Origin of the sequence: Sphingomonas glacialis, assembly GCF_014653575.1 — a bacterium.
Taxonomy (GTDB): domain Bacteria; phylum Pseudomonadota; class Alphaproteobacteria; order Sphingomonadales; family Sphingomonadaceae; genus Sphingomonas; species Sphingomonas glacialis.
The window spans coordinates 553,303-579,075 of the sequence record NZ_BNAQ01000001.1 but is presented as its reverse complement, the minus strand read 5'-3'; the positions used below and the strand labels follow the sequence as shown (position 1 = coordinate 579,075).

Sequence of the window (25,773 nt, the reverse complement as noted above, 5' to 3'; positions counted from 1 at the left end):
ATCGCAATACCATCGCGACGGACCGCCTGTGTGACACTGTCGTTACCGTTTGATGACAGCGCCCGTCTGGCCGTGCGCTGGGAGCAGAATTGTCACCGTGGTTCCCTTGCCCACGGTGCTCGTCACATCGAACCGACCGCGGTGGCGCTCGATGATATGCTTGACGATCGCGAGCCCAAGCCCGGTTCCGCCAGCCGCGCGGCTGCGGCCCGGGTCGACGCGGTAGAAGCGCTCGGTCAGGCGCGGGATGTGCTCGGGCGCGATCCCTTCGCCCTCGTCGGTCACGCTGATCCGCACCATTCCCGCCGGATCGCGCCACAGCCCAACTGTCACCGGCGTACCGGCGCGGCCGTATTTCATCGCATTGCCGATGAGATTGTGGAGCACCTGGCTCAATTGCGCGCGGTCGCCGGCCACGGGCGGCACGCCGAGGTCGAGGTCGGCGACGATATCGGCGCTGCGCGTGTCCTGCGCGTCGAGCAGTTCGGAGCGGACTTCGCCGATCAGCGCACTGACATCGACCGCGCGATCGGGCAGACGATATTTCTCTGCCTCGATCCGGCTGAGCGAGATCAGGTCCTCGACCAGCCGCTGCATCCGCCGCGCCTCGTCGAACATGATCTTGAGGAAGCGCCCGCGCACCTGCGCGTCCTCGCCCGCCTTCTCGTCGCCAAGCGTCTCGATATAACCGAGGATCGAGGCGAGCGGGGTGCGCAATTCGTGGCTCGCGTTCGCGACGAAGTCGACGCGCATCCGCTCGGCGGCGTAATTGCCGGTGCGGTCGACGAGTTGCACGATCCGCTGACCACCCCCGGCGCGGCTGACATGCATTTCCCAATGCTGGTCGAGCGCGCCGAGCCCGACGAGATTGGTCGGGCCCTGCAGATTGCCCGTCGACGGACCGGCGAGGCGTTCGGCGGCGCCCGGGTGCCGGATCGCGACGCGCACGTCCTCGCCGACGATATGCTTGCCGAGCAGCCCGAGCGCGACGGCATTGGCATGCGTCACGCGCCCTTCGGCGACGATCAGCACCGGCTCGACGATCGCCTCGATCACGTCCTGCGTTTCGGGCGGGGCGAGCGCGGCGGCAGCGGGGACGGGGCGGGGCAGCTCGATCGGGCCGTCGCCGGTGCCCGTCGCGACGAGCGCCGCGGCAATCCCGCCGACCAGCGTGACCAACGCGGGCTGCAGATCGCCCGCAAGCAGGAACACTGCGATCGCCGCGACGACGATGAGACCGATCGCCGTGATCGTCCGAGAACCGAAACCCTGGAGCATTTCGCCGCCTTAGCCCAAAGATGCTTAAGCTCGATAGCCTTGCTTGCCAGCGATTTGCGAATGTGAAATGGCTGTCACCATGACCGACGTTCCGCCAGAGACCCCGAACGCCACGCGCCGCCGCGCGCTCATGCTCGGCGCGGCCGGCGCCGCCGCGGTCGTCTCGATCCGCCCGGCACTCGCCGCGACCACCGCGTCGATCTCGACCTGCGAGATTCCGGTGCCCGATCCGGGGCGGGCGGGCAGCTACATCGCCGCCGACGGCACCACCGTGCCGCGTGGGACGCTGGGGGCGTTCGCGCCGCCCGGAAGGCCGTTCAAGGGCGAGGAGGTCAAGACCGCGCTGGCCGGCGGACAGCTGCCGGGAACGAGCTATCAGCAGAGCCGCGCCTACACCAATTACATCCGGCGGCTGCAATCGGGGACGAGCGGCTTCACCTGCTTCGCGTCGTTGCAGATGCCGCGCGGCTGAGCCGGTGGCCCTGGCGGACGACACCGTCCTCTACCGCATGGCGCGGGCCGAGAGCCTGAGCATCGTCCATCTCGACAGTTTTTCCGCAGTCTATCACCGCGCCTCGGGCATCACGCACCTCATCACCGCGCCAGCGCCCGAGATTCTCGCGACTTTGGGTGAGGCGGGAATGACGCGCGCGGCGCTGCTGGACCGCTTGGCGCGCGACTATGCGCTCGGCGATGCCGATATGGATGTGCTGCGCGAGCGGCTCGACGAACTCGTCGCGACTGGCCTGGTGTCGCGCGCATGAACCACCAGTTCAGCGTAGCGATCGGGCCGGTCGGTTTCCGCATCGGCTCCGACTGGCGCGCGCCGATCGCGCAGCTCGAGACGCTGTATCGCGCCTATCCCAAGCCCACCGATGGTGTCCCCGATTTCACCGTGCGCCTCTTCGCCGCGCGGCCGTGGCGGCGCGTGCTGCGCCCCTCCGTGATGATCGGCGGCGATTTCGTGCTGCCCGAGGCGGCGCCGCTGCCCCTCGCGCAAGGGCTGCTCGCCGCCGAGATGGGGATGAACCTGCAGATGGCGCTCGGCCAGCGCCGTTACCTGCTGCTCCACGCTTCGGTCGTCGAGCGCGACGGCGAGGCGCTGATGATGACGGGCGTCTCGGGCGCGGGCAAATCGACGCTCGCGGCGCTGCTGTCGCTGCGCGGATGGCGTCTGATGGGCGATGAATTTGCCTTGCTCGATCCCGAAACGGGACAGCTCCATGCCTTTCCGCGGCTCGTCAGCCTCAAGAATACGAGCATCGCGACCGTCGCGGCCGAGGCGCCGGCCGATCGGTTCGGGCCACTGCTCGAGGGCACACCCAAGGGCACGATCCGCCATTTCGTCCCCGATGCGCACGCGATCGCGACGATGATCCAGCCGGCGCGCCCGGCGCTGATCCTCTTCCCGAGCTTCGGCTTCGAACCCGCCGCGCGCGACGTCGCGCCGAGCGAGGTGTTCGTTCGGCTGACGCAAGCCTCGACCAACTACGTCGCGCTCGGCGAGCGGGGCTTCGATGCGCTGACCAAGCTCGTGACCTCGGTCCCGGCGCGCGCGATCGACTATCCCGACACCGCCAGCGCGATCGCGCAAGTGGAGGCGGCGTGGGCGGCGCGATGATGCGCCGCGCGCCCGACGGCTGGCTGCTGGCGCGCGCGCTGCGCTTGCCCGAAAGCACGCTCGCACTCGACGCGCAGGGCTGGACCGCCTTACTCGCGATCGCCCGCGCGGAGCAGATGCTGGGCACGCTCGCATGGCGGCTCGATGGAGTGGCGGTTCCACCGAACGTCGGGCGCATTCTCGAAGACGCGTGGCGCTCGGTCGAACAGGGCCGGGTCGTCGCCTTGTGGGAAGCCGAAGCGGCCCGCCGCGCACTCGCGCCGATCGACGAGCGCGTCGTGCTGCTCAAGGGCACCGCCTTCGTCGCCGCCGATCTGCTGGCGGGGCAGGGGCGGTCGATCGGGGATCTCGACATCCTCGTGCCACGCGCATCGCTGGATACGATCGAGGCGGCTTTGCTCGACGCGGGTTGGGAATGGGTCAAGCCCGATCCGTATGACGACGCCTATTACCGCCAGTGGATGCACGAGCTCCCGCCGCTGATCCACCGCGACCGCGACCGGATGATCGACGTCCACCACACGATCCTGCCACTCACCGCGCGGATCACCCCCAACGCTGCGGCGTTGCTCGCCGATGCGGGCGAGGTTGCGCCTGGGCTGTGGGCGCTGTCGCCCGAAGACATGGTCGTCCATGCCGCCGCCCACCTGTTTGCCGACGGCGATCTGGCGGGCGGGATGCGCAATTTGTGGGACGTCCACTGTCTTGTCGAGCAAGACGGTGTCGCGGGATTGGCCGAGCGAGCCGCAATGCACGGATTGAACCGCGAGGTCGCGCGGGCGCTGCGGCTTGCGGCCGCGCTGTATGGCGACGGCGCCGGTTCAAGGCTCGTCGACCGCCTCTATCTCCGCCGCGTCACCGCACGCGATGGTTGGGGGCGCACGACGCGCCCGGTGACGCGGATGGCGTTCTACATCCGCTCGCACTGGCTGCGGATGCCGCCCGCGATGCTCGCGCGGCACCTTTGGACCAAGTGGCGCAAGGGCGGCGCCGGGCCCGCCTCAGGCTGACAGGCGGTCGAGCGTCGGGAGCAGTTCGTCGAACGAATCGATGATGGCGTCGGCGCCCATTTCCTCGACCGGCTCAAGCAGGAAGCCGAAGCTCACCGCGATGCCGGGGATTCCGGCGTTCTTCGCCGCCATGATGTCGTAGATCGAATCGCCGACGAACGCCGCGCGGGTCGCGCCGATCTCCCCGCCGCAGCGCCGGATCATCTCGTCGATCGGCGCGCGGTTGGGCTTGGACAGGCCCGGCCCCATCGTGTCGCCGCCGATGATGCACGCGAAGCGCTCGGTCAGCCCGAGATCGGCGAGCAGCGTGAGCGCCAGGCTCTCGAACTTGTTGGTGACGACCGCGCTCTTGATGCCGCGCGCGTCGAGCTGGTCGAGCGCGTCGATCACGCCGGGGAAGGGGCGCGTATGGACCGAAAGGTGCGCGGCATAATAGGCCAGCATCCGCTTGTAGAGCGGGCGGAATTCCTCCGGCGTGCAGCCGCCGGTCGCCTCGAGCCCTTGCGCCAGCATATGCTTCGCGCCGCCGCCAACCATCGTCTTGACTTGCGCCACCGTCAGCAACGGACGCCCGGCGAAGTCGAGCGTGTCGTTGACCGCGGCGGTAAGATCGCCGCTGCTGTCGACCAGGGTGCCATCGAGGTCGAACCCCACGATCTGAAATGAATTCGTCGTCATGCGGCCCCGCCTGGCAGGGTTGCTATGGAATTGGCAAGTCCGGCGTGGCAGGGCTGGCGTTATGGAAAGCCCGTCTCGCCCCCCCATCGCCGCCATCATCCTTGCCGCGGGCAAGGGGACGCGCATGAAATCGGATCTGCACAAGGTGCTGCATCCGATCGCCGGGCGGCCGATGCTGCTGCATCTGGCGGCGAGCGTCGCGGCGCTCGACCCGGCGCGCACCGTCGTCGTGACGGGCGCGGGGCGCGATCAGGTCGAGGCGGCGGTCTCGCCGCTCGGGATCGCGACCGCGCTGCAGGCCGAACAGCTCGGTACCGGGCATGCCGTCGCTCAGGCCGAAGCCGCGCTCGCTGGCTTCGACGGCGATGTGCTGATCCTCTACGGCGACGTCCCGCTCGTCTCCTCGCAGACGATGCGGGCGATGCTCGACCGACTGAACGCGGAAGACGCGCCGGTGGCGGTCGTGCTCGGTTTTCGTCCCACCGATGCCGGTGCCTATGGCCGGATCATCGCCGAGGATGGCGTCATTGCAAAGATGGTCGAGTTCAAGGACGCGACCCCCGCCGAACGCGCGGTCGATTTGTGCAACTCCGGGCTAATGGCGGTGCGCAGCGCCGATCTGTTCGCGCTGCTCGCCCGCGTCGGCAACGACAATGCGGCGGGCGAATATTACCTCCCCGACATCGTCATGCTCGCCGCCGCCGATGGCCGTCGCTCGGCGGTGATCGAGACCGGCGCGACCGAAGTCGCCGGCGTCAACAGCCGCGGCGAACTGGCGGGCGTGGAAGCCGCGTGGCAGCAGCAGCGCCGCGCGCAGGCGATGGCCGACGGCGCGACGCTCATCGCCCCCGAGACCGTCTGGTTCGCGCACGACACGGTGATCGGCCGAGACGTCGTGATCGAGCCCAACGTCGTGTTCGGCCCCGGCGTCACCGTCGGCGACGGTGCGCTGCTTCACGCCTTCAGCCATATCGAGGGCGCGCTGATCGGCGCCAAGGCCGAGGTCGGCCCGTTCGCCCGCCTGCGTCCCGGCGCGGTGATGGGCGAGAAGTCGAAGATCGGCAATTTCGTCGAGATAAAGAAGGCCGTGCTCGGCGCGGGCGCCAAGGCGAGCCACCTGACCTATCTCGGCGATGCCGAAGTGGGGGCTGGCGCGAATATCGGCGCGGGCACGATCACCTGCAATTACGACGGTTTCTTCAAATACAAGACGATCATTGGCGAAGGCGCGTTCATCGGGTCGAACTCGGCGCTGGTCGCGCCGGTGACGATCGGCGCGGGCGCGATTGTCGGCGCAGGATCTGTGATCACCGCCGACGTCGAAGCCGACGCGCTCGCGTTGGTGCGGCCGCAGCAAGTCTCCAAACCCGGATGGGCCAAGCGCTTTCGCGACGCGATGACGGCGAAGAAAGCTGGCAAGTGATATCACCCGGTGATATCGGTCGATAATGGCTAGCAGGACCCTGGTTTCGCTCGGCGACGATCGCATTGCGCGGCTCGATCAGATCGCGGCCGAGCACGGTCAGTCGCGCGCGGCGGTGATCCGTGACGCGGTCGATCGGCTGATTGCGAGCGACGCAGAAGAGGGGAACCGGCAACGGCGACTGGCGGCTCTGCGCGCCGGTTTCGGAGCCTGGAAGGATCGCGCTGACATTGGTGACGCCGTCGCATGGCAGCGGCGCGAACGCGCGAGCTGGACCCGTCCCTGGGACGACGATTACGAAGACGTCAAAGCCGAGTTTCCCGATCTCTTCGACGCGGAAGATGATCGTCAGCGCGCGATCTATCTCGATCAGCTTCGGGGCGTGCAGCCGTCGCCAAAATCGTGAGCGCCACGTCGTTCGACAGCAATATCCTGATCGATGCCCTTAACGGCAACGTGTCAGCGCAGCTCGAGCTCGAGTCGGTTGACGATCGCTGGATCAGTCGGGTGACGTGGATCGAGGTCATGTCCCGGGTCGACCAGATCACGATGCCGCGAACGAAATCGCTGTTGGCGGGGTTCCTGATCGATGAGCTCGATATACCGATTGCGACGCGCGCGGCGGAACTGCGCAACGAGTGCCGCCTGAAGCTTGCGGACTCGGTCATCCTCGCGTCAGCACAAGTTCACGGACGCATTCTAGTGACCCGCAACACCACGGATTTCCCGGCGACCATGCCGGGCATCCGCATCCCCTACACCCTTTAAGGTCGAGACATTCCATGTGTGGCATCGTTGGCATCCTGAGTACCGAAGACGTCGCCGATCGTCTGCTCGACGGTCTGAAGCGGCTCGAATATCGCGGCTATGATTCGGCCGGCATCGCCACCGATTTCGACGGCGCGATCGAGCGGCGGCGTGCGTCGGGCAAGCTGATCAACCTCGCCAACGAACTCGCCGCGCATCCGCTGCCCGGCAAGACCGGCATCGCGCACACGCGCTGGGCAACGCATGGCGGCCCGACCACCAACAACGCCCACCCCCACGCGACCGGCGAAGTCGCGGTCGTCCACAACGGCATCATCGAGAATTTCAAGCCGCTGCGCGACGAACTCATCGCCCGCGGCCGGACCTTCACCAGCGAGACCGACACCGAGGTCGTCGCGCATCTGATCAGCGAGAAGGTCGAGGCCGGGCTCGCCCCCGAGGACGCGGTGCGCGAGGTGCTCCCGCGGCTCCACGGCGCCTTCGCGCTCGCGATCCTGTTCCGCCAGCATCCCGATCTGCTGATCGGCGCACGGCTCGGTTCGCCGCTCGTCGTCGGATACGGCGAGGGCGAGATGTATCTCGGCTCCGACGCGCTCGCGCTCGCGCCGCTGACGCAGCGGATCGCCTATCTCGACGAAGGCGACTGGGTCGTCCTCACGCGTGAGGGCGCGCAGGTCTATGACCGCGCCAATACGCCGGCCGAGCGTGCGATCACGATCTCGGGCGTCACCGGCGACCTCGTCTCGAAGGGCAACCACAAGCATTACATGCTCAAGGAAATCTACGAGCAGCCGATCGTCGTCGCGCAGACGCTGCGCTCGTACCTGCAGCGGATGGAAGAGCGCGTCACGCTGCCGATCCCCGAATTCGACCTGTCGACGATCAAGCGCGTCACGATCGTCGCCTGCGGCACCAGCTTCTACGCCGGCATGGTCGCCAAATATTGGTTCGAGCAGTTCGCGCGCGTGCCGGTCGACCTCGATGTCGCCAGCGAATTCCGCTACCGCGCGCCGGTGATGGAGGAGGGCGGCCTCGCCCTCTTCATCAGCCAGTCGGGCGAGACCGCCGACACGCTCGCCGCGCTGCGCCATGCGCGCGCCGAGGGGCAGATCATCGCGGTCGTCGTCAACGTGCCGACGAGCTCGATGGCGCGCGAAGCCGATCTGCTGCTGCCGACGCATGCCGGCCCCGAGATCGGCGTCGCCTCGACCAAGGCCTTCACGTGCCAGCTCGCGGTGCTCGCAGCGCTCGCCGCCAACCTCGCGCGCGCCAAGGGCAAGCTCAGCCCGGCCGAGGAGAAGATGATCGTCAAGCATCTCTCCGAAGCCCCCGCCGCGCTCAACGGCGCGCTCGCCTATGACGAGGCGATCGAGGCGATGGCGCACCACATCGCGGGCGCGCGCGACGTGCTCTATCTCGGCCGCGGCACCGATTATCCGCTCGCGCTCGAGGGCGCGCTGAAGCTCAAGGAAATCAGCTACATCCACGCCGAAGGCTATGCCGCCGGCGAGATGAAGCACGGGCCGATCGCCTTGATCGACGAGAACGTCCCCGTCATCGTCATCGCGCCCTCGGGCCCGTTGTTCGACAAGACCGTCAGCAACATGCAGGAAGTCCAGGCGCGCGGCGGCAAGGTCGTTTTGATCTCGGATTACGACGGTATCCAGGCGGCGGGCGACGGCTGCATGGCGACGATCACGATGCCAAAGGTCCACCCGCTGATCGCGCCGCTCGTCTATGCGGTGCCGGTGCAGCTGCTCGCCTATCATGTCGCGGTCATCAAGGGCACCGATGTCGACCAACCGCGCAATCTCGCCAAGTCGGTGACCGTAGAATGAGCGCGCCCCTGATCGCCGGCGTCGAGCTCGGCGGGACCAAGGTGATTTGCGTCCTGGCAAGCGGACCCAACGATGTGCGCGAGCGCGTCCAGATCCCGACCACCACGCCCGACGAAACGCTTGGCGCGGTCGAGGACGTGCTGCGGCGCTGGTCGGGCTATGACGCGCTCGGCGTCGCGAGCTTCGGCCCGGTGTCGCTCGACCGCAGCGACGCCAATTACGGTTTCATCACCGCGACCACCAAGCCTGGTTGGTCCGATACCGATGTCGGGCTGCGGCTCGCGAAGATTGCGGGCGTGCCGTTCGGCTTCGACAGCGACGTCAACGGCGCTGCGCTCGGCGAAGGGCGCTGGGGTGCGGCGCATGATGTCGAAGACCATGCCTATATCACGGTGGGGACGGGCGTCGGCGTCGGGCTCGTGCTGCACGGCGCCCCCGTCGCGGGGATGACGCATGCCGAGCTCGGCCATATCCGCCCGGTGCGGATGACGGGCGACGCCTGGCGCGGAAGCTGCGCCTTTCATGGCGATTGCGTCGAAGGGCTGGTGTCGGGAACCGCGATCCGCGCGCGCACCGGAACGGCCGCGCAGGATTTGGCGGCGAACGACCCGGCGTGGGAAACCGTCGCGCATACCCTTGCGCAGCTCTGTCACATGGTGGTGCTGACCGGCATCCCGCGGCGGATCGTGATGGGCGGAGGCGTGATGGTCGGCGTGCCGCAGCTGCTGCCCGAAATTCGCGCTCGCTTGGTCGCGAGTCTCGGCGGCTATGTCGCAGCGCCCGGGCTGATGCCGATCGACCGCTTCGTCGTTCCGGCCGAGCTGGGCGGAATGGCGGGGCCGCTCGGCGCGGTCCAGCTCGGGGTCCTGGCACTCGAACGCGACTGAGTTTTGGCATCGTCGTTTACGACGCATTAACCGCCTTGGCATACGAGTTCGCAACGGGCTTTGATGCCCACTATCTTACGGGCGGGTGTGGGTATGCGAATTCTGATCGTCGATGACGAACCGGCCATGCACGACAGCTACCGGCGCAGTTTCGCGCCGGCGGCCGTCGACACCGGCGCGCTCGAGGCGATGGCCGCCGAACTGTTCGGCAAAGACGACGACGCTGCCGACCCCGCGCCCGATACCACGATCGACTTCACGTTGACGCATGCGATGCAGGGGCTCGACGGCGTTGCGGCGGTCGAGGCCGCATTGGCGTCCGACGAACCCTATGCCGTCGCCTTCATCGACGTGCGCATGCCGCCGGGGATCGACGGCAAGGAAACCGCGACGCGGATCCGCAAGCTCGACCCCAACATCAATCTCGTCATCGTCACCGGCTATTCCGATTTCTCGCCGATCGAGATCGCCAAGGCGGCCGGCCCCGCCGACAAGATCTTCTACATCGCCAAGCCGTTCGAAGTCGCCGAGGTCACGCAGATGGCAAGCGCGCTCGCGCACCGCTGGCGCGGCGACCGCGAACTCGCCGAAGCCCGCGCGACGCTCGCTGCGCAAGTCGTCCAGCTCCAGGAGCAAGGCCATGAGCTCGCCGCGAACGAAAGCCGCGCGATCCACATGGCGAACCACGATTCGCTGACCGAGGCGCCCAACCGGCTCGCCTTCCGCCGCGCGCTGACCGACCGCGCACAGCTTTCGGGACAATTCGCGGTGGCGATGGTCGATCTCGATCGCTTCAAGCTCGTCAACGACACGCTCGGCCATCTCGCCGGCGACGAACTGATCCGCACGATCTGCGACATCCTGCAGACCTCGATTCCCGCAGGCGGCCTCGTCGCGCGGCTCGGCGGCGACGAATTCGGGCTGCTGTTCGACACGCCCGGCGCCGAGGCGGCCGAAATGGAATGCCAGCGCATCCTGAAAGCCTGCACCGGGACCTTCAAGGTGCTCGGCAATTCGGTCCAGGGCGGCGCGTCGTTCGGCCTGATCGTCACCGAGCCCGGCGAGACGCGCGACCCGACCGACTTGATGCGCCGCGCCGATCTCGCGCTCAACGACGCGAAACGCGAAGGCCGCGGCGTCGTGCGGCTGTTCGACGAGGGCATGGACGAGAACATCCGCCTGCGCCGCGCGATCGAGGGAGGCCTGTCGCAAGCGATCGCCAAGGGCGAGCTGAGCCTCGTCTATCAGCCAATCGTCGCGCGCGAGGAGCTCGAGGTCATCGGTTTCGAGGCGCTGCTGCGCTGGAACACCAACGAGCATGGCCCGATCAGTCCGGCGGTGTTCATCCCGATCGCCGAGGAAACCAACCTGATCCACGAGCTCGGCGACTGGGTGCTCGGCGAATCGCTGAAAGTGCTCGCCGAATGGCCGGGCCAATATGTCTCGGTCAATTTCTCGCCGCGCCAATTCCGCCGCCATAATTTCGTGGCAAGGCTCGTCGAGACCGTCCAGCGCGCCGGGATCGACCCGCGCCGCGTCCAGATCGAGATCACCGAGACCGCGATTTTCGACGATGCCGATCGCGCCGCCGACACGCTCTACAAACTGCGCCAGATGGGCTTCCGCATCGCGCTCGACGATTTCGGTACTGGCTATTCGAGCCTCTACAACATCCGCAAGTTCGCGCTCGATTGCCTCAAGATCGACCGCAGCTTCATCGACGGCATGGGCCGCGAGCGCGAGAGCGCGGCGATCGTCCATTCGATCATCCATCTCGGCCATGCGCTCGGGCTCGGCGTGATCGCCGAAGGCGTCGAGACCGAGGCGCAGTTGCAGGCGCTGCGTGTCGCCGGCTGCAGCCACATGCAGGGCTATTTCTTCTCGCGGCCCGTCGTGCAGGACCGCGCGCGCGAAATCGCCCAGGCGCGCTACATGCTCGATCCCGCGGCGGACGACGCGGTCGAACCGGGTAACGGAACGCACGGCTGATGCCCGCGCCCCCGCCGCCGTCCCCGCGCACCGCGCGCGGCCGGATCGAGGCGCTGCGCGAGCCGAGTTCGCTCGGTGCCAAGCTCGTCGTGATCCTGATGGGGATCGGCCTGATCGGTTCGGTCGCGCTGACGGCGTTGCTTGCGGCTTTGATCGTGCCGAGCTTCAACCAGCTCGAGGACAAGTCGGTCGCCGCGCATATCGAGCGGACGCGCGCCGCGCTCGGCGATTTCGCGACCAAGGTCGAGGGCGCAGTGCGCGACTATGGCGATTGGACCGCCAGCTACGATTACATGGTCCACCCGACGCCCGAGTTCGAGAAGGAGAGCTTCTCGACGCTCGCGATGGTCAATCTCAACGTCGACGGCATGGCCTATGTCGGCAAGGACGGCCGGATCGTCATCGCGCGCTGGCGAACGCCGCCGGGTCGCAGCGAATTCGTCGCCGCGCTTGGCCAGACAGATTTCAAGCGCGTGCTCGGCCAGAAGAACTCGGGGCATTATTACCTGCGGCTCGGCAACGAGCTCGTCGCGGTCGGGGTCGCCGAAGTGCGGCGCAGCGACGGCACCGGCGATCCGCGCGGCTATGTGCTGATGGCGCGGCGGATCACCTCGAAGACGCTGTCCAATGTGCTTCAGCTTCCCGCGACGATCGACCTCGCCGACCGCCCCGATACCGATGCGATCGTCTCGGCGCGCTCGACGCTGCGGATCGCGGTGCCGATCCGTGGCGCCGACGGCCACGCCGTCGCCAGCGCGGCGTTCAGCGTGACGCGCGATCTCTCGCTGCTCGGCCAGCGCATGTTGCTGCTCGCGGTCGCGGGGTCGACGCTGTTGCTGCTGCTCGTGCTCGCAATGCTGCGGCGGATGATTTCGATGCTCGTGCTGCGCCCGCTCGCGCGGGTCGAAAGCCATATGCAGATGGTGCGCACCTCGGGCTCGCTCGGGCTGCTGCCCGACGAGCCGCGCAAGGACGAAATCGGATCTTTGCGCAACAGTTTCAACGCGATGCTCGAGCAATTGAAGGATCTGCGCGAACAGGTCGAAGTGCAGAGCTTCGCGCTCGGCAAGAGCGAGAGCGCGGTCGCGGTGATGCACAACGTCCGCAACGCGCTCAACCCGATCAGCACGATCCTGAGCAAGGGGATCGCGCAAGCACCGCCCGTCGAGCGCAGCATGCTCGACCGCGCGATCGCCGAGCTCGGCAAGGACGATCTGCCCGCGGCGCGGCGCGCCAAACTGCTCGCCTTCGTCGCCGCGGCGATCGAGGCCGAAACCAAGGATCGCGCCGACCGTCACGGCGAATTGCAAATCGGCCGCGAAGCGATGAGCCATGTGCTCGAGATCATCGGTGCCCAGCAAAGCGCGGCGCACGAGCGGCCCGAAGTGGCGCCGTGCGACGTGACCGAGATCCTCGCCAAGAATGCGACGATCGCGCGCTATTCGGGCAGCGTGTCGATCGCGTTCAGCTTCCCCGCGCAAGCGTGCTATGTGATGGCGAGCCGGATCATCCTGAGCCAGGTGATCGGCAATCTCTTCTCCAACGCCGCCGACGCGATCGCTGCGACCGGCACCGACAGCGGATCGATCACCGTGACGATCACCGAGGCCGACGGCCGCGCCGTCATCGCGATCCGCGACGATGGCGAGGGGTTCGCCGCTGAGAACACCCCAACGCTGTTCCAGCGCGGCTTCTCGACCCGTCGCCACAAATCGGGCGGGCTGGGTCTGCACTGGTGCGCCAATTCGATGGCGGCGATGCACGGCTCGCTGCGGCTCGAAAGCGAAGGCGTGGGGAAGGGGGCCTATGCGCTGCTGACGCTCGACCTCGCGCCCACGATCGAACAAACGCTCGCGGCGTGACGCCCGCTTAGAATGCGGGGGCGGGGGCGCCCGCCGCGATCGTCGGCGCGTCGAACAGGATCCGCTGGTTGTTGGCAAAGGTGAAGGTCAGCGTGACGACGCGCCCCGGCTTGATCCCCGGGTTCATGTCGAACAGCATCAGATGCTTGCCGCCGGGCGCGAACGCGACGGTCGTGCCCGCGGGGATCGGCACGTCGCCGAGCGGCTTCATCGACGCCATGCCGCCCGACTGCATCGATTGGTGCAATTCGTTCTTGATCGACACTTCGCTGCTCACCGCGATCAGCGCAGTATCGGCGGTGCCGCCATGGATCGTGAAATAGGCGACCGCCGGACTGCGCGGCACCGCGGCGAGGCGGATATAGCCCTTCTCGACCGAGAGCTTGGGCGGCCCACTGCCGCACGCGCCCAGGGCCAGGGCAGCGATCAAAACCAGACGATTGCGCAAACGACGAACTCCCGCTTTGGGAACAACTTGTCGCGCCATACGTGCGGTGAAATCTTGCGACAAGCGAAAGCCCCCCTATATCGCCGGAGTGAAGTGTCGCGCTGCTTATTCTAAGGGCGCGATGGAATGGCAATTTTTCTAGCGATGGGGGCCCCAGAGGACCAATGGCAAAAGTAATCGGAATCGATCTCGGCACGACCAACAGCTGCGTCTCGGTGATGGAGGGCGGCAAGCCGAAGGTGATCGAGAACGCAGAAGGCGCGCGCACCACGCCGTCGATCGTCGCGTTCGCCAAGGATGGCGAGCGGCTGGTCGGCCAGCCGGCCAAGCGCCAGGCAGTGACCAACCCCGAAAACACGATCTTCGCGGTGAAGCGCCTGATCGGCCGTCGTTTCGACGATCCGATCACCAAGAAGGACACCGAGCTGGTCCCGTACAACATCGTGCGCGGCAACAATGGCGACGCATGGGTCGGCGCCGGCGGCAAGGAATATTCGCCGTCGCAGATCTCGGCGTTCACGCTGCAGAAGATGAAGGAAACCGCCGAGGCCTATCTCGGCGAGACGGTCACGCAGGCGGTCATCACCGTTCCGGCGTATTTCAACGACGCGCAGCGCCAGGCGACCAAGGACGCCGGGCAGATCGCCGGTCTCGAAGTGCTCCGCATCATCAACGAGCCGACGGCCGCGGCGCTTGCGTATGGTCTCGACAAGGACACCAACAAGACGATCGCGGTCTATGACCTCGGCGGCGGCACCTTCGACATCTCGATCCTCGAGATTGGCGACGGCGTGTTCGAAGTGAAGGCGACCAACGGCGACACCTTCCTCGGCGGCGAAGATTTCGACAACAAGCTCCTCAACTTCCTGTCGGAAGACTTCAAGAAGGCCGAGGGGATCGACCTCACCAAGGACAAGCTGGCGCTCCAGCGTCTGAAGGAAGCGGCCGAGAAGGCGAAGATCGAGCTCTCGTCGGCAGCGACGACCGAGGTCAACCTGCCCTTCATCACCGCCGACCAGAACGGCCCGAAGCATCTCGTCAAGGCGATCACGCGCTCGGATCTCGAGCGTCTCGTCGAGGACTTGATCCAGCGCACGCTCGAGCCGTGCAAGAAGGCGATGAAGGACGCCGGGATTCAGACCAGCGACATCTCGGAAGTCGTCCTCGTCGGCGGCATGACGCGCATGCCCAAAGTCCGTCAGGTCGTGAAGGACTTCTTCGGCAAGGAGCCGCATTCGGGCGTCAACCCCGATGAGGTCGTGGCGATGGGCGCGGCGATCCAGGCCGGCGTGCTGCAGGGCGACGTCAAGGACGTGCTGCTGCTCGACGTGACCCCGCTGTCGCTCGGCATCGAGACGCTGGGTGGCGTGTTCACCCGCATGATCGATCGCAACACGACGATCCCGACCAAGAAGTCGCAGACCTATTCGACCGCGGACGACAACCAGCAGGCCGTCACCATCCGCGTGTTCCAGGGCGAGCGCGAAATGGCGGCCGACAACAAGATGCTCGGCCAGTTCGATCTGGTCGGCATCCCGTCGGCACCGCGCGGCGTGCCGCAGATCGAAGTCACCTTCGACATCGACGCCAACGGCCTGGTCAACGTGTCGGCCAAGGACAAGGGCACCGGCAAGGAGCAGCAGATCCGCATCCAGGCCTCGGGTGGCCTGTCGGATCGCGACATCGAGCAGATGGTCCGCGACGCCGAGCAGTTCGCTGAAGACGACAAGCAGCGCCGTGCAGCGGCAGAGGCGAAGAACAACGCCGAATCGCTGATCCACACGACCGAGCGTCAGCTTGCCGACAATGCCGACAAGGTCGACGCCGCGCTCAAGGGCGAGATCGAAGCGGCGATCGCCGAGACCAAGACCGCGGTCGAAGGTGGTGATCCCGAAGCGATGAAGACCAAGTCGGAGGCGCTCGCGCAGGTCGCGATGAAGCTCGGCCAGGCAATCTACGAGAAGCAGGCGCAGGCCGATGCCTCGCCCGCCGCCGAGGCCGAAGCGCCCAAGGAAGACGTGGTCGACGCGGAATTCTCCGAGGTCGACGACCACAAGGCGTAAACTAAAGTCTCCCTCTTCCCGCTGGCGGGGAGAGGGTCGGGGAGAGGGGCCGTGTCGCGCTGCAAGGCGCAACGCGGCCTCCTCATCATTCCCCTCTCCCAAACCTCTCCCGCATGTGGACGAGGCCTAGAGGCGCAAGATGAGCACCGACATCGATTTCTACGAGCTTCTGGAGTGCGAGCGGACTGCCGACGACGGCACGCTCAAATCCTCCTATCGCCGCCTCGCGATGCGCTATCACCCCGACAAGAATCCGGGCTGCGGCGACTCCGAAGAGCGTTTCAAGGCGATCAGCGAGGCGTATGACTGCCTCAAGGACCCGCAGAAGCGCGCGGCGTACGATCGCTACGGCCATGCCGCGTTCAAGCAGCAGGGCGGCGGCGGCGGCGGCGCGCAGGATTTCAGCGGCTTCTCCGACATTTTCGAGAATATCTTCGGCGAATTCATGGGCGGCCAGCGCGGCGGATCGCGCGGACCGCAGCGCGGCGCGGATTTGCGCTACGACATGGAGATCACGCTCGAGGAAGCCTTTCACGGCAAGGCGAGCGACATCACGATCGATGTCTCGGGCGTGTGCGACGTGTGCGACGGCTCGGGCGCGACCAAGGGTACCGCCGCCAAGACCTGCCAGATGTGCAAGGGCCACGGCAAGGTCCGTGCGCAGCAGGGCTTCTTCGTCGTCGAGCGGACTTGCCCGACGTGCCACGGCGCCGGCCAGACGATCGCCGATCCGTGCGGCAATTGCCACGGCGAAGGCCGCGTCGAGAAGACCAAGACGCGCACCGTCAACATCCCGCCCGGCGTCGACGAGGGCACGCGCGTCCGCTTGACCGGCGAGGGCGAGGCGGGCTTGCGCGGGGCGCCGGCGGGGGATCTCTACATCTTCCTCCACGTCGCGCGGCATCCGCTGTTCGAGCGTGAAGGCACGACGCTGTTCGCGCGCACGCCGATCAGCTTCACCACCGCCGCGCTCGGTGGCGAAGTCCATATCGCCGGCCCCGACGGCGTCGATCACCAGATCAAGATCCCGGCGGGCACGCAGAGCGGGCGTGAGCTGCGTCAGCGCGGCGCGGGCATGCCCGTGTTGCAAGGGCGCGGTCGTGGCGATCTCGTCATCCAGATCGAGGTCGAGACGCCGACGCATCTCACCTCGCGCCAGCGCGAGCTGCTCGAGGAATTCCGCGCGACCGAGACGGGCAAGGAATGCCCGCAGACCAGCGGCTTCTTCAAGAAGATGAAGAGCGCCTGGGGCTGAGCAATTTCCAGCCCCTCCCCGTCAGGGGAGGGGCTGCCATGCTGGGTGCGTTGCCCCGAATTTTCTTGAAACCTGCTCTCGACCCCACGGCCCTGGCCGCCCCGTCAAAAGAAGGGGCGGGTGGGCCGATGGGTCAGAGGATGAGAACCTCGACCACCAGCGCGACGCCTGCAACAGCGAACAGGCCGCCGGCAAGGCTTTGAAGAATGCGCATGGTAGGTGTCTCCGATACCGGGCTCGTCCCGGCGAGGAGGCATGTGGAGATTGTTGCTTATCCGCGCAATTTTATTACGAGCATTCGCAGGTGCAGCATTTGCACGTTGAACTGTGCAAAATCATCGATGAAGGGTTTCAGGCGGACGCGGAGCGCTCCGTCTCAGGCGATTTCGAACGGGCGCTGTCCTACAAGGGCCGATTCGGGTATACTGAGTCGGCTCTTTGAAATCGTCGGGTTCACGCGTCGTATCGGTGCAGAAACCGAAACGATCGCCCCCGAACATCGCGCGTCCGGGGGTCAATCGAGTCAAGCTACCTGCGAGTCCGTCGCAATCAGGCCTGTCCGAACACGCGCGCGAAGATCGTGTCGACGTGCTTCAGATGATAGCCGAGGTCGAACTTGTCCTCGATCTCGGCGACCGACAGCGCCGCGGTGACCTCGGGATCGGCCTTGAGCAGCTCCATCAGCGACAGCGCGCCGTCCGAATCCCACACCTTCATCGCGTTGCGCTGCACCAGCCGATACGAATCCTCGCGGCTGACGCCCGCTTGGGTGAGCGCGAGCAGCACGCGCTGCGAATGGACGAGGCCGCCCATCTTGTTGAGGTTCTTCTCCATCCGCACAGGATAGACGACGAGCTTGTCCATCACGCCGGTGAGGCGCTGCAGCGCGAAGTCGAGCGTGATCGTCGCGTCGGGGCCGATATAGCGCTCGACCGAGGAGTGCGAGATGTCGCGCTCGTGCCACAGTGCGACATTCTCGAGCGCGGGGGTGACATAGCCGCGCACCATGCGGGCGAGGCCGGTGAGGTTTTCGGTCAGCACCGGGTTGCGCTTGTGCGGCATCGCCGACGAGCCCTTCTGGCCGGGCGAGAAGAACTCCTCTGCCTCGAGCACTTCGGTGCGCTGGAGATGGCGCACCTCGGTCGCGAGCCGCTCGATCGACGAGGCGATCACGCCGAGCGTGGCGAAGAACATCGCGTGCCGGTCGCGCGGGATGACTTGGGTCGAGACGGGCTCGACGCTGAGGTCGAGCTTCTCGGCGACGTGTGCTTCGACCACCGGATCGATATTGGCAAAGGTGCCGACCGCGCCCGAGATCGCACAGGTCGCGACATCCTCGCGCGCCGCGACGAGTCGCGCGCGGTTGCGGGCGAATTCGGCATGCGCCTGTGCCATCTTGAGCCCGAAGGTGACGGGCTCGGCATGGATGCCGTGGCTGCGCCCGATCGTCGGGGTCATCTTGTGCTCGCGCGCGCGGCGCTCGAGCACGACGAGCAGCGCGTCGATGTCGGCGATCAGCAAGTCGCTCGCCTGCGCGAGCTGGACCGCGAGCGCGGTGTCGAGCACGTCCGAGCTCGTCATCCCCTGGTGCATGAAGCGCGCCTGGTCGCCGACATTGTCCGCTACCCAAGTGAGGAAGGCGATCACGTCATGCTTGGTCACCGCCTCGATCGCGTCGATCGCGGCGACGTCGATCACCGGGTTGGTGTTCCACCACGCCCACAGCGCGGCAGCGGCTTCCTTCGGCACCACGCCGAGCTCGGCGAGCGCGTCGGTCGCGTGCGCTTCGATCTCGAACCAGATGCGGAAGCGATTCTCCGGGGTCCAGATCGCGGTCATGTCGGGGCGGGAATAGCGGGGGACCATGGGAATTCCTCGATGAGCTTGAGATCGGGCGGGCACGGAATCGCCGCGATCGACGATGAGGCGCGCGTTAGCAGGGACCAGCCGCCCCTTCAAATGCCCGCGCGTGGAGCGTCGCGTGGTCCGGTGCGTTGGGGAACCGACGCGATCGATTCGCACAGGAGATACCGATGGTGAACTTTACCCTGCTCGCGAGCGCCATCGCGCTTGCCAGCCCCGCTCTTGCGCAGGACGCGCCGCCCGCGACATCGCCCGCACCGCAATCCGCGCCGACCACGGTCGATCAAGCTGGGCCCCCGCAGAGCAGCGCGGCGCGCGACGCGGCGATCCCGGCGTCGATCGTCGCCCCCGAAGCCGAGGCTGCCGCCAAGCCCGCAGCGGCGGGAACGCCGGCGGCCGACATCATCAACGCCGAGTTTGGCAGCTATGACAAAGACGGCGACGGCGTTCTCAATGCAGCCGAGTTCGGCGCGTGGATGGTCGCGCTCAAGAAAGTGAGCGACCCGACGACCGATTCGGCTTCGCCGGCAATGAACACCTATCTCGCCCAGGCCTTTGCGCAGGCCGATGCCGACAAGAGTAAGACGGTCTCGAAGGCCGAATTGACGGCATTCCTCTCGCAGCAAGGGTGACGCTCAGAGCAGCCCCATCGCGCGCAAGCTCGAATGCCCGTTCGCCCCGATGATGATGTGGTCGTGGAGCGTTATGTTGAGCCGCCGCCCCGCCTCGGCGACTTTCCGGGTGACGTTGATGTCGGCGCGGCTCGGGCTCGGGTCGCCGCTCGGGTGGTTGTGCACCAGGATGATCGCCGATGAGCCGAGATCGATCGCGCGCCGGATCACCTCGCGGACATAGACCGCGGCTTCGTCGATCGACCCGTCGCTCATCACTTCGTCGCGGATCAGCATGTTGCGCGTGTTGAGATGGAGCACGCGCACGCGCTCGGTGCCGCGATGCGCCATGTCGGCGTGGAGATAATCGATCAGCGCCTGCCAGCTCGCCAGTACCGGCTGCGCCTTGGCCTCGACCTGCAACAAGCGCAGTGCCGCGGCTTGAACGATCTTGATGGCGGCCGCGGTCGTCTCGCCCATTCCGTGGACTCGCATCAGCGCGGCGGCATCGGCACTGAACACGCCGCCGAATCCCCCGAACTCGGCGATCAGCGCCTTGGCCAGCGGCTTGGTATCGCGCCGCGGGACCGCCAGCGTGAGTAAATATTCGACCAGTTCGTAATCGAGCAGCCCGTCGCCGCCTTGCTCGATCAGCCGCTGGCGCAGCCGCGCGCGGTGTCCGGCGTGGTCGGGGAGGGGCGCGTTCATCGTACCATTGGATAATCCTCGCGCGCCGCCCGCGCAACGCCGCAGCAGGACCGGGGTGGCCACAAGAGTTGACACTCTCAAGACAGCTTCCTAAACGGCGCGGGAAGCGGGGGCGTCGGTCTCCAACTTTCCGCATATCATCGTCGCGGTGCTGCACGCACGGCGGCGTTTTTCTATCAGGATACACGCCGCTTGGCCGAGAACCGCCCTAACGACGATCTGGACGCCCGCATTGCTTCGGCAAAGGCGGCTGGTCAGGCGCGTGGGTCGGGGCCCTTGCCGCAGGCGAAGGGCTATGGCCAGGGATCGAAGGTCCTTGCGCTGTTGCTCGGCGCCTTGTTCGGTGGCGGGATCATGGGCTGGGCGCTTGATCAGTGGCTCGGCACGTCGCCTTGGGCGCTGTTGATCGTGCTTACACTTGCGATCATCGGGGCGTTCCTCAACATCATGAAGATTTCGAAGGAGCGCGCAGAGTGAGCGCCGGCAAAATCGATCCGATGGAACAGTTCATGGTGGAGCCCGTCCTGGGCCGCCATCTGAACCTGTTCGGCTATGACGTATCCTTCACCAACTCGGCGCTGTTCATGGTCGTCGTGTTCGTGCTGCTCGCGCTCTTCATTTCGGGCGGCCTCAAGCGCCAGCTCGTGCCCGGTCGCTGGCAGGTTGCCGCTGAGGACGCGGTAAGCTTCATCGACAATATGGTGTCGGTGAACATCGGCAGCGGCGGCAAGAAGTTCGCGCCGTACATCTTCTCGCTCTTCTACTTCATCCTGTTCGCCAACCTGATCGGCGTGATGCCGCTGGCGATCCTGCCGGGGCTCCACACCTTCGCGGTGACGAGCCACATCACGGTGACGGCGATCCTCGCTTTCCTGTCGTTTGCGATCGTGCTCGCGGTCGGCTTCTGGAAGCATGGCCTCAAGTTCTTCACGCTGTTCGTGCCGCACGGCGCGCCGGCGTGGCTGATGCCGGTGATCATCCCGGTCGAGTTCGTCTCGTTCATGGTGCGTCCGTTCTCGCTGGCACTGCGACTGTTCGTTGCGATGACCGCGGGGCACATCCTGCTCGAAGTGTTCGGCAGCTTCGTCGTCCAGGGCTTCACCGCCGGCGGCGGCCTCGGCTCGGTGGTTGGCGTGCTCAGCTTCATCATGATCGTCGGCGTCAGCGCGCTCGAGTTGCTGGTGTGCGCGATCCAGGCTTATGTGTTTGCCCTGCTAACGTCGCTGTACCTGCACGACGCAGTGCATCTGCACTAGAATTTCCATAACCCAATCTACGTATTCCTAGGGAGCTTATCATGACTGATCTTGGTGCAATGTACATCGGTGCCGGCCTGGCAGCGATCGGTGTGGGTCTTGCCGCACTCGGCGTGGGCAACGTGTTCGGCTCGTTCCTCGAAGGCGCACTCCGTAACCCGGGCGCAGCAGACGGTCAGCAGGGCCGCCTGTTCATCGGCTTCGCGGCTTCGGAGCTGCTCGGCCTGATCGCGTTCGTCGTCGCGATCCTCATCCTCTTCGTCGTCAAGCACTAAGAGCGCATCGATGCCGCAGCTCGACCAAATCGGCGAGATCTACGCGTCGCAGCTGTTCTGGCTCGCGATCGTCTTCGCGCTGATCTATTTCGGGATCGGCAAGGCGATGGTCCCCAAGATCGAGGCGACGATCGAAGATCGTAACGGCCGGATCGCGGGTGACCTCGCCGCGGCGGAGACGGCGCGGGCGACCGCGCTGGCGTCCGAGCGCGATTATCAGGCGGGGCTCGAAGCAGCCCGGTCGCAAGCGATGATCGCGGTCGGCGAAGCCAAGGCGCGGGCGACCGCCAGCACCGAGGCCAAACTCAAGACGAGCGACGAAGGTCTGGCCGCGCAATTGCACGCGGCCACCGGACGGATCGAATCCTCCAAGACCGCGGCGCTCGCCGAAATCGAGACCGCGACGACCGACGCGGTCGAGCGGATCGTCGCCAAGCTTTCGGGCGTGGCGGTCGATCGTGCGACGATCGAAACGCAAGTGAAGGCGGAATTGGCGCATGGCTGAGTCCTCGACAGTCAAGACCGTGGCGCAGACCGGCGTCGCCGAACTGCACCACGAACCGTCGGTCTTCGGGATCACCGCTCCGGGCTTCGTCGCTTTGTCGATGTTGGTCGTGATCGGCCTGATGATCTGGAAGAAGGTCCCGAAGATGATCGCGGGCGCGCTCGATTCGCGCATCGCGACGATCCGGACCCAGCTCGACGAAGCCTCACAGCTGCGTGCCGAAGCCGAGGCGCAGCTTGCCGAAGCCAAGGCCCGCAATGCGGCAAGCGCCGGCGATGCTGCCGCGATCGTGGCGCATGCGCAGGCCGAAGCAGCAGCGATGCTTGCCAAGGCCGAGGCCGACCTTGCCGATTTGGTCGCGCGTCGTCAGACGATGGCTGAAGACAAGATCGCCGCCGCCGAGCGTGGTGCTATCGCGGAAGTCAGAGCGCTTGCGGCTGAAGCTGCGACTCGCGCCGCGGCGACCATCCTGGCCGAGCGTCACGGCGTCGATGCCGACAAAGCGCTGGTCGATCGTACGATCGCTGGGCTTGGACGTCTGAACTAAACGCGTCCGGCGCTCACATGCGGGGCAATTCCGCAGGGTTTCACTTGATCCAGTCCATTTCGTTTCGCCACTGGCCGGGGTAAACCCTGGTCAGCGGCGATTCGCGCCGCTTTCGCTTTCGAAAGAGGCTCTCCCATGACGTCTGTCCTTCTGCCCGTGCTCGTCGCTTTGACCGCGGCGCCGCTCGCTGCCCAGACCGCACCTGCGCCCGCCGTAACCACAACCTCGACGACCACTACTGCCTCCACCGCCAAATTCACGCTCGAAACCCCGATCGAGACGATCGCTGCCGATCCCAAGGGCAAGGCGGTGCTCGACACCGACCTCCAGAACATCACCGCGCACCCGATGTACGACCAGTTCAAGTCGATGTCGCTCGCGCAGGTTCAGCCGATGTCGCAGGGCGCGTTGACCGACGCTGCGCTCGCCAAGGTCAAGATCGACCTCGAAGCGATCAAATAAGTGCGTGCGGTGGCGGTGCCGGTGCACCGCCACCATCACATCAGATGATACGGCCATTCGCTCGGAGCAACGCCGGTACATCGGCCCACTCGGGCGCCGCTTCGCTTTCATAGCCATGGACCGCCCCCGTGCCGATGCTGCGAGACGCGCGCATGGCGTCCCGATGTGCACCGGCAGCCAGATAGGCGCACATCGCCCCCCGATCCTGCCAAAGCGACATCGTATGGTGCGTCCCGGCGATCGTCCGCGCCGCGACCGACAGATTGCCCGGCGCGCGCTGCGCCTGCTGCATCGAACGGATGGCGTGCCACCAGAAGCGCGGCACCTGGAACAGGCTTTTCGGCTTCAGGCCGGTGATCGAAACGTACATCGCGGGTCTTCTCCATCGCGGGCGAGCGCGCGGTGTGCGCGGGGATGCGCATAACCGTGGCATCCGCCGCGCGGACTCCCTAGATCAATCGCATGTCCTCGCCCAATGCGCCTGATCGTTTCAACGAAGAGAAATCCACCTTTGCCGTCCGCGGCGCCGGCGAGACGCCCGATCTCGCAGCGGGCGTCGCCGCGATTCGCAACGTGCTCGCCACGCTCCCGATCCGTCCCGGCGTCTATCGCATGCAGGATGCGCGCGGCGACGTGCTGTATGTCGGCAAGGCCAAGGCGCTCAAGAACCGTGTGACCAACTATACGCAAGTCGATCGCCTGTCGAAGCGGCTGCAGCGGATGGTCGCGCAGACGCGTTCGATGACGATCGTCACGACCAACAACGAGGCCGAGGCGCTGCTGCTCGAGGCGCAGCTGATCAAGCGCTATCGTCCGCCGTACAACGTGCTGCTGCGCGACGACAAAAGCTTCCCGTTCATCCTGCTGCGCGCGGATCACGAATTCCCGCGGATCCAGAAGCATCGCGGTGCGCGGCGCGCGAAGGGCAATTATTACGGGCCGTTCGCCAGTGCAGGATCGGTCAACAATACGCTCAACGCGCTGCAAAAGCTGTTCCTGCTCCGCTCGTGCACCGACAGCTTCTTTCGGAACCGCGACCGGCCGTGCCTGCTCTACCAGATCAAGCGTTGCTCGGCGCCGTGTGTCGGGCGGATCGACGAGGCCGGCTATGCCGATCTGGTGAACGACGCGAAGGCGTTCCTCGGCGGCAAGTCGACCCAAGTGCAGGCCAAGCTCGGCGGGCAGATGGAAACCGCCGCCGCGGCAATGGATTTCGAGCTCGCCGCGATACTGCGCGATCGGCTCCGTGCGCTGACCTTTATCCAGGGCAGCCAGGCAATCAACGCCGAGGGCCTTGGGGACGCCGACATCTTCGCAATGGCGAACAAGAACGGCGTGATCGGGATCCAGGCATTCTTCATCCGCGGCGGGCAGAATTGGGGGCACCGCAGCTTCTTCCCGCAGCACACCGCCGATGTGCCCGAGGACGAGATCCTCACCGGCTTCCTCGCGCAATTTTACGAGGAAGTGCCGCCGCCCAAGACGATCTTCCTTGATCGTGAACTCGAGGAAGGCGAATTGCTCGGCGAGGCGCTTGGGGCCGGGGTGGGCTTTAAGGTCTCACTATCGATGCCCCAGCGCGGCACGCGACGGCGGCTGCTCGACCAGGCCAAGCGCAATGCCGAGGAAGCGCTCGACCGCCGCCTCGCCGAGAGCACGACGCAGGCCAAGCTGCTGCGCGAGGTGGCCGAACTGTTCGATCTGGCCGAACCGCCAGACCGGATCGAAGTCTACGACAACAGCCACATCCAGGGGACCAACGCGGTCGGCGCGATGGTCGTCGCGGGGCCCGAGGGCTTCCGCAAGGGGCAGTATCGCAAGTTCAACATCAAGAACCCCGACACGATCCCCGGCGATGACTTCGGCATGATGCGCGAGGTGTTTCAACGCCGCTTCGCGCGCGCGCAAAGCGAAGATCCCGATCGCGATGCCGGCGATTGGCCCGATCTCGTATTGATCGATGGCGGGCGTGGCCAGCTCAACGCTGCCAAGGCGGTGCTCGAGGAAATGGGGATCGAGGACGTATGTCTGGTCGGCGTCGCCAAGGGGCCGCTGCACGGCCGCGACGGACGCGAGGTGTTCCACTTGCTCGACGGGCGCGAGTTCCAATTGCCCGTCAACGCGCCGGTGCTGTTCTACCTCCAGCGGCTGCGCGACGAGGTCCACCGCTTCGTGATCGGCGCGCATCGCGACAAGCGCTCAAAGGCGATCGGTGCATCGCCACTCGACGATGTCCCGGGAATCGGTCCGGCGCGCAAGAAGGCGCTGTTGATGCATTTCGGCACCGCGCGCGCGGTGCGTGGCGCGAGCCTGGCGGATTTGCAGAAGGCGCCGGGCGTGAGTGCCGCGGTCGCGCAGCAGCTCTACGATTTCTTCCACGCACGCTGAAAGGCGGCGGCGCGGTCTATTCAACCGCGCCGCCGCCT

Annotated in this window: 27 protein-coding genes; 21 read left to right on the top strand and 6 right to left on the bottom strand. The window is 66.3% G+C overall.

Annotated elements, in window-relative coordinates; translation table 11 throughout:
* Nucleotides 1-42: 42 nt before the first annotated feature.
* Nucleotides 43-1,278 (bottom strand): ATP-binding protein, encoded by a 1,236-nt coding sequence (locus tag IE187_RS02680; protein WP_189674978.1) that lies wholly within the window; start codon nt 1,276-1,278, stop codon nt 43-45.
* A 79-nt stretch (nt 1,279-1,357) separates the two neighbouring features.
* Here IE187_RS02680 and IE187_RS02675 point away from each other — a divergent pair, with 79 nt between their 5' ends.
* The 4 genes from IE187_RS02675 to IE187_RS02660 are packed head-to-tail and all read left to right on the top strand — an operon-like array spanning nt 1,358 to nt 3,909.
* Nucleotides 1,358-1,750 (top strand): hypothetical protein, encoded by a 393-nt coding sequence (locus IE187_RS02675; RefSeq protein ID WP_133188879.1) that lies wholly within the window; start codon nt 1,358-1,360, stop codon nt 1,748-1,750.
* A gap of 4 nt (nt 1,751-1,754) precedes the next feature.
* Nucleotides 1,755-2,042 carry an HPr-rel-A system PqqD family peptide chaperone gene (locus tag IE187_RS02670; RefSeq protein WP_229839192.1) on the top strand — a complete coding sequence of 96 codons (288 nt, stop codon included), beginning with the start codon at nt 1,755-1,757 and terminating at the stop codon, nt 2,040-2,042.
* Nucleotides 2,039-2,899 carry an HprK-related kinase A gene (locus IE187_RS02665; RefSeq protein WP_189674977.1) on the top strand — a complete coding sequence of 287 codons (861 nt, stop codon included), beginning with the start codon at nt 2,039-2,041 and terminating at the stop codon, nt 2,897-2,899. The genes IE187_RS02670 and IE187_RS02665 overlap by 4 nt, the downstream gene beginning before the upstream one ends.
* Nucleotides 2,899-3,909, top strand: a complete 1,011-nt coding sequence (locus IE187_RS02660) for a nucleotidyltransferase domain-containing protein (RefSeq protein ID WP_189675568.1) — start codon at nt 2,899-2,901, stop codon at nt 3,907-3,909. The genes IE187_RS02665 and IE187_RS02660 overlap by 1 nt, the downstream gene beginning before the upstream one ends.
* On the opposite strand, the gene IE187_RS02655 is transcribed toward IE187_RS02660, so the two are convergent.
* Entirely contained in the window at nt 3,901-4,587 is a 687-nt protein-coding gene (locus IE187_RS02655; protein ID WP_189674976.1) for an HAD hydrolase-like protein, read from the bottom strand. The two genes, IE187_RS02660 and IE187_RS02655, sit on opposite strands and share 9 nt — an antisense overlap.
* A 61-nt stretch (nt 4,588-4,648) precedes the next feature.
* Here IE187_RS02655 and glmU point away from each other — a divergent pair, with 61 nt between their 5' ends.
* From glmU to IE187_RS02620, 7 genes are all read left to right on the top strand, one after another.
* Complete coding sequence (glmU, locus tag IE187_RS02650) at nt 4,649-6,010, top strand: bifunctional UDP-N-acetylglucosamine diphosphorylase/glucosamine-1-phosphate N-acetyltransferase GlmU (RefSeq protein WP_189674975.1); 1,362 nt, start codon at nt 4,649-4,651, stop codon at nt 6,008-6,010.
* 25 nt (nt 6,011-6,035) lie between these two features.
* Nucleotides 6,036-6,416, top strand: a complete 381-nt coding sequence (locus tag IE187_RS02645; RefSeq protein ID WP_229839191.1) for a ribbon-helix-helix domain-containing protein — start codon at nt 6,036-6,038, stop codon at nt 6,414-6,416.
* Complete coding sequence (locus IE187_RS02640) at nt 6,413-6,778, top strand: type II toxin-antitoxin system VapC family toxin (RefSeq protein ID WP_189674974.1); 366 nt, start codon at nt 6,413-6,415, stop codon at nt 6,776-6,778. The genes IE187_RS02645 and IE187_RS02640 overlap by 4 nt, the downstream gene beginning before the upstream one ends.
* A 14-nt stretch (nt 6,779-6,792) precedes the next feature.
* Entirely contained in the window at nt 6,793-8,616 is a 1,824-nt protein-coding gene (glmS, locus tag IE187_RS02635; RefSeq protein WP_189674973.1) for a glutamine--fructose-6-phosphate transaminase (isomerizing), read from the top strand.
* Nucleotides 8,613-9,503, top strand: a complete 891-nt coding sequence (locus IE187_RS02630; RefSeq protein WP_133188865.1) for an ROK family protein — start codon at nt 8,613-8,615, stop codon at nt 9,501-9,503. The genes glmS and IE187_RS02630 overlap by 4 nt, the downstream gene beginning before the upstream one ends.
* A gap of 93 nt (nt 9,504-9,596) precedes the next feature.
* Nucleotides 9,597-11,492 carry a putative bifunctional diguanylate cyclase/phosphodiesterase gene (locus IE187_RS02625; protein ID WP_189674972.1) on the top strand — a complete coding sequence of 632 codons (1,896 nt, stop codon included), beginning with the start codon at nt 9,597-9,599 and terminating at the stop codon, nt 11,490-11,492.
* Nucleotides 11,492-13,354: a sensor histidine kinase gene (locus IE187_RS02620; protein WP_229839190.1), complete on the top strand. Its 1,863-nt coding sequence runs from the start codon at nt 11,492-11,494 to the stop codon at nt 13,352-13,354. Before IE187_RS02625 ends, IE187_RS02620 begins: the two co-directional genes overlap by 1 nt.
* 7 nt (nt 13,355-13,361) lie before the next feature.
* On the opposite strand, the gene IE187_RS02615 is transcribed toward IE187_RS02620, so the two are convergent.
* Entirely contained in the window at nt 13,362-13,802 is a 441-nt protein-coding gene (locus IE187_RS02615) for a copper chaperone PCu(A)C (RefSeq protein WP_229839189.1), read from the bottom strand.
* Nucleotides 13,803-13,966: 164 nt separating this feature from the next.
* Between IE187_RS02615 and dnaK the strand changes: the two genes are divergently transcribed.
* Complete coding sequence (dnaK, locus tag IE187_RS02610) at nt 13,967-15,865, top strand: molecular chaperone DnaK (RefSeq protein WP_189674970.1); 1,899 nt, start codon at nt 13,967-13,969, stop codon at nt 15,863-15,865.
* Between the two features lie 139 nt (nt 15,866-16,004).
* Nucleotides 16,005-17,120 carry a molecular chaperone DnaJ gene (gene dnaJ / locus IE187_RS02605; RefSeq protein WP_189674969.1) on the top strand — a complete coding sequence of 372 codons (1,116 nt, stop codon included), beginning with the start codon at nt 16,005-16,007 and terminating at the stop codon, nt 17,118-17,120.
* A 549-nt stretch (nt 17,121-17,669) separates the two neighbouring features.
* Here the strand turns inward: dnaJ and purB are convergent.
* A complete protein-coding gene (gene purB / locus IE187_RS02600; protein WP_189674968.1) occupies nt 17,670-18,986 on the bottom strand; it encodes an adenylosuccinate lyase in 1,317 nt (438 codons plus the stop codon).
* Nucleotides 18,987-19,153: 167 nt separating this feature from the next.
* Between purB and IE187_RS02595 the strand changes: the two genes are divergently transcribed.
* Nucleotides 19,154-19,615, top strand: a complete 462-nt coding sequence (locus tag IE187_RS02595; protein ID WP_189674967.1) for an EF-hand domain-containing protein — start codon at nt 19,154-19,156, stop codon at nt 19,613-19,615.
* Nucleotides 19,616-19,618: 3 nt separating this feature from the next.
* Here the strand turns inward: IE187_RS02595 and radC are convergent, their stop codons facing one another.
* On the bottom strand, nt 19,619-20,302 hold the full coding sequence (gene radC / locus IE187_RS02590; protein WP_189674966.1) for a RadC family protein: 684 nt from the start codon (nt 20,300-20,302) through the stop codon (nt 19,619-19,621).
* 192 nt (nt 20,303-20,494) lie between these two features.
* Between radC and IE187_RS02585 the strand changes: the two genes are divergently transcribed.
* The 6 genes from IE187_RS02585 (at nt 20,495) to IE187_RS02560 (ending at nt 23,347) form a co-directional block, all read left to right on the top strand.
* Nucleotides 20,495-20,779, top strand: coding sequence for an AtpZ/AtpI family protein (locus IE187_RS02585; protein ID WP_133188849.1), 285 nt, complete (start codon nt 20,495-20,497; stop codon nt 20,777-20,779).
* Entirely contained in the window at nt 20,776-21,558 is a 783-nt protein-coding gene (locus IE187_RS02580; RefSeq protein WP_133188847.1) for a F0F1 ATP synthase subunit A, read from the top strand. Before IE187_RS02585 ends, IE187_RS02580 begins: the two co-directional genes overlap by 4 nt.
* Before the next feature lie 59 nt (nt 21,559-21,617).
* Complete coding sequence (locus IE187_RS02575) at nt 21,618-21,833, top strand: F0F1 ATP synthase subunit C (protein ID WP_189675566.1); 216 nt, start codon at nt 21,618-21,620, stop codon at nt 21,831-21,833.
* A 10-nt stretch (nt 21,834-21,843) separates the two neighbouring features.
* Nucleotides 21,844-22,338 carry a F0F1 ATP synthase subunit B family protein gene (locus tag IE187_RS02570; RefSeq protein ID WP_189674965.1) on the top strand — a complete coding sequence of 165 codons (495 nt, stop codon included), beginning with the start codon at nt 21,844-21,846 and terminating at the stop codon, nt 22,336-22,338.
* Nucleotides 22,331-22,885 carry a F0F1 ATP synthase subunit B family protein gene (locus IE187_RS02565; RefSeq protein WP_133188843.1) on the top strand — a complete coding sequence of 185 codons (555 nt, stop codon included), beginning with the start codon at nt 22,331-22,333 and terminating at the stop codon, nt 22,883-22,885. Before IE187_RS02570 ends, IE187_RS02565 begins: the two co-directional genes overlap by 8 nt.
* Nucleotides 22,886-23,020: 135 nt before the next feature.
* The gene (locus IE187_RS02560) at nt 23,021-23,347 is read left to right on the top strand and encodes a hypothetical protein (RefSeq protein ID WP_133188841.1); all 327 of its coding nucleotides are present in this window, start codon (nt 23,021-23,023) and stop codon (nt 23,345-23,347) included.
* A gap of 40 nt (nt 23,348-23,387) precedes the next feature.
* Here IE187_RS02560 and IE187_RS02555 read toward each other — a convergent pair whose 3' ends face one another.
* Nucleotides 23,388-23,717: a hypothetical protein gene (locus tag IE187_RS02555; RefSeq protein ID WP_189674964.1), complete on the bottom strand. Its 330-nt coding sequence runs from the start codon at nt 23,715-23,717 to the stop codon at nt 23,388-23,390.
* Between the two features lie 92 nt (nt 23,718-23,809).
* On the opposite strand from IE187_RS02555, the gene uvrC reads away from it, so the two are divergent.
* Nucleotides 23,810-25,735: an excinuclease ABC subunit UvrC gene (gene uvrC / locus IE187_RS02550; RefSeq protein ID WP_189674963.1), complete on the top strand. Its 1,926-nt coding sequence runs from the start codon at nt 23,810-23,812 to the stop codon at nt 25,733-25,735.
* The last annotated feature ends 38 nt before the right edge of the window (nt 25,736-25,773 follow it).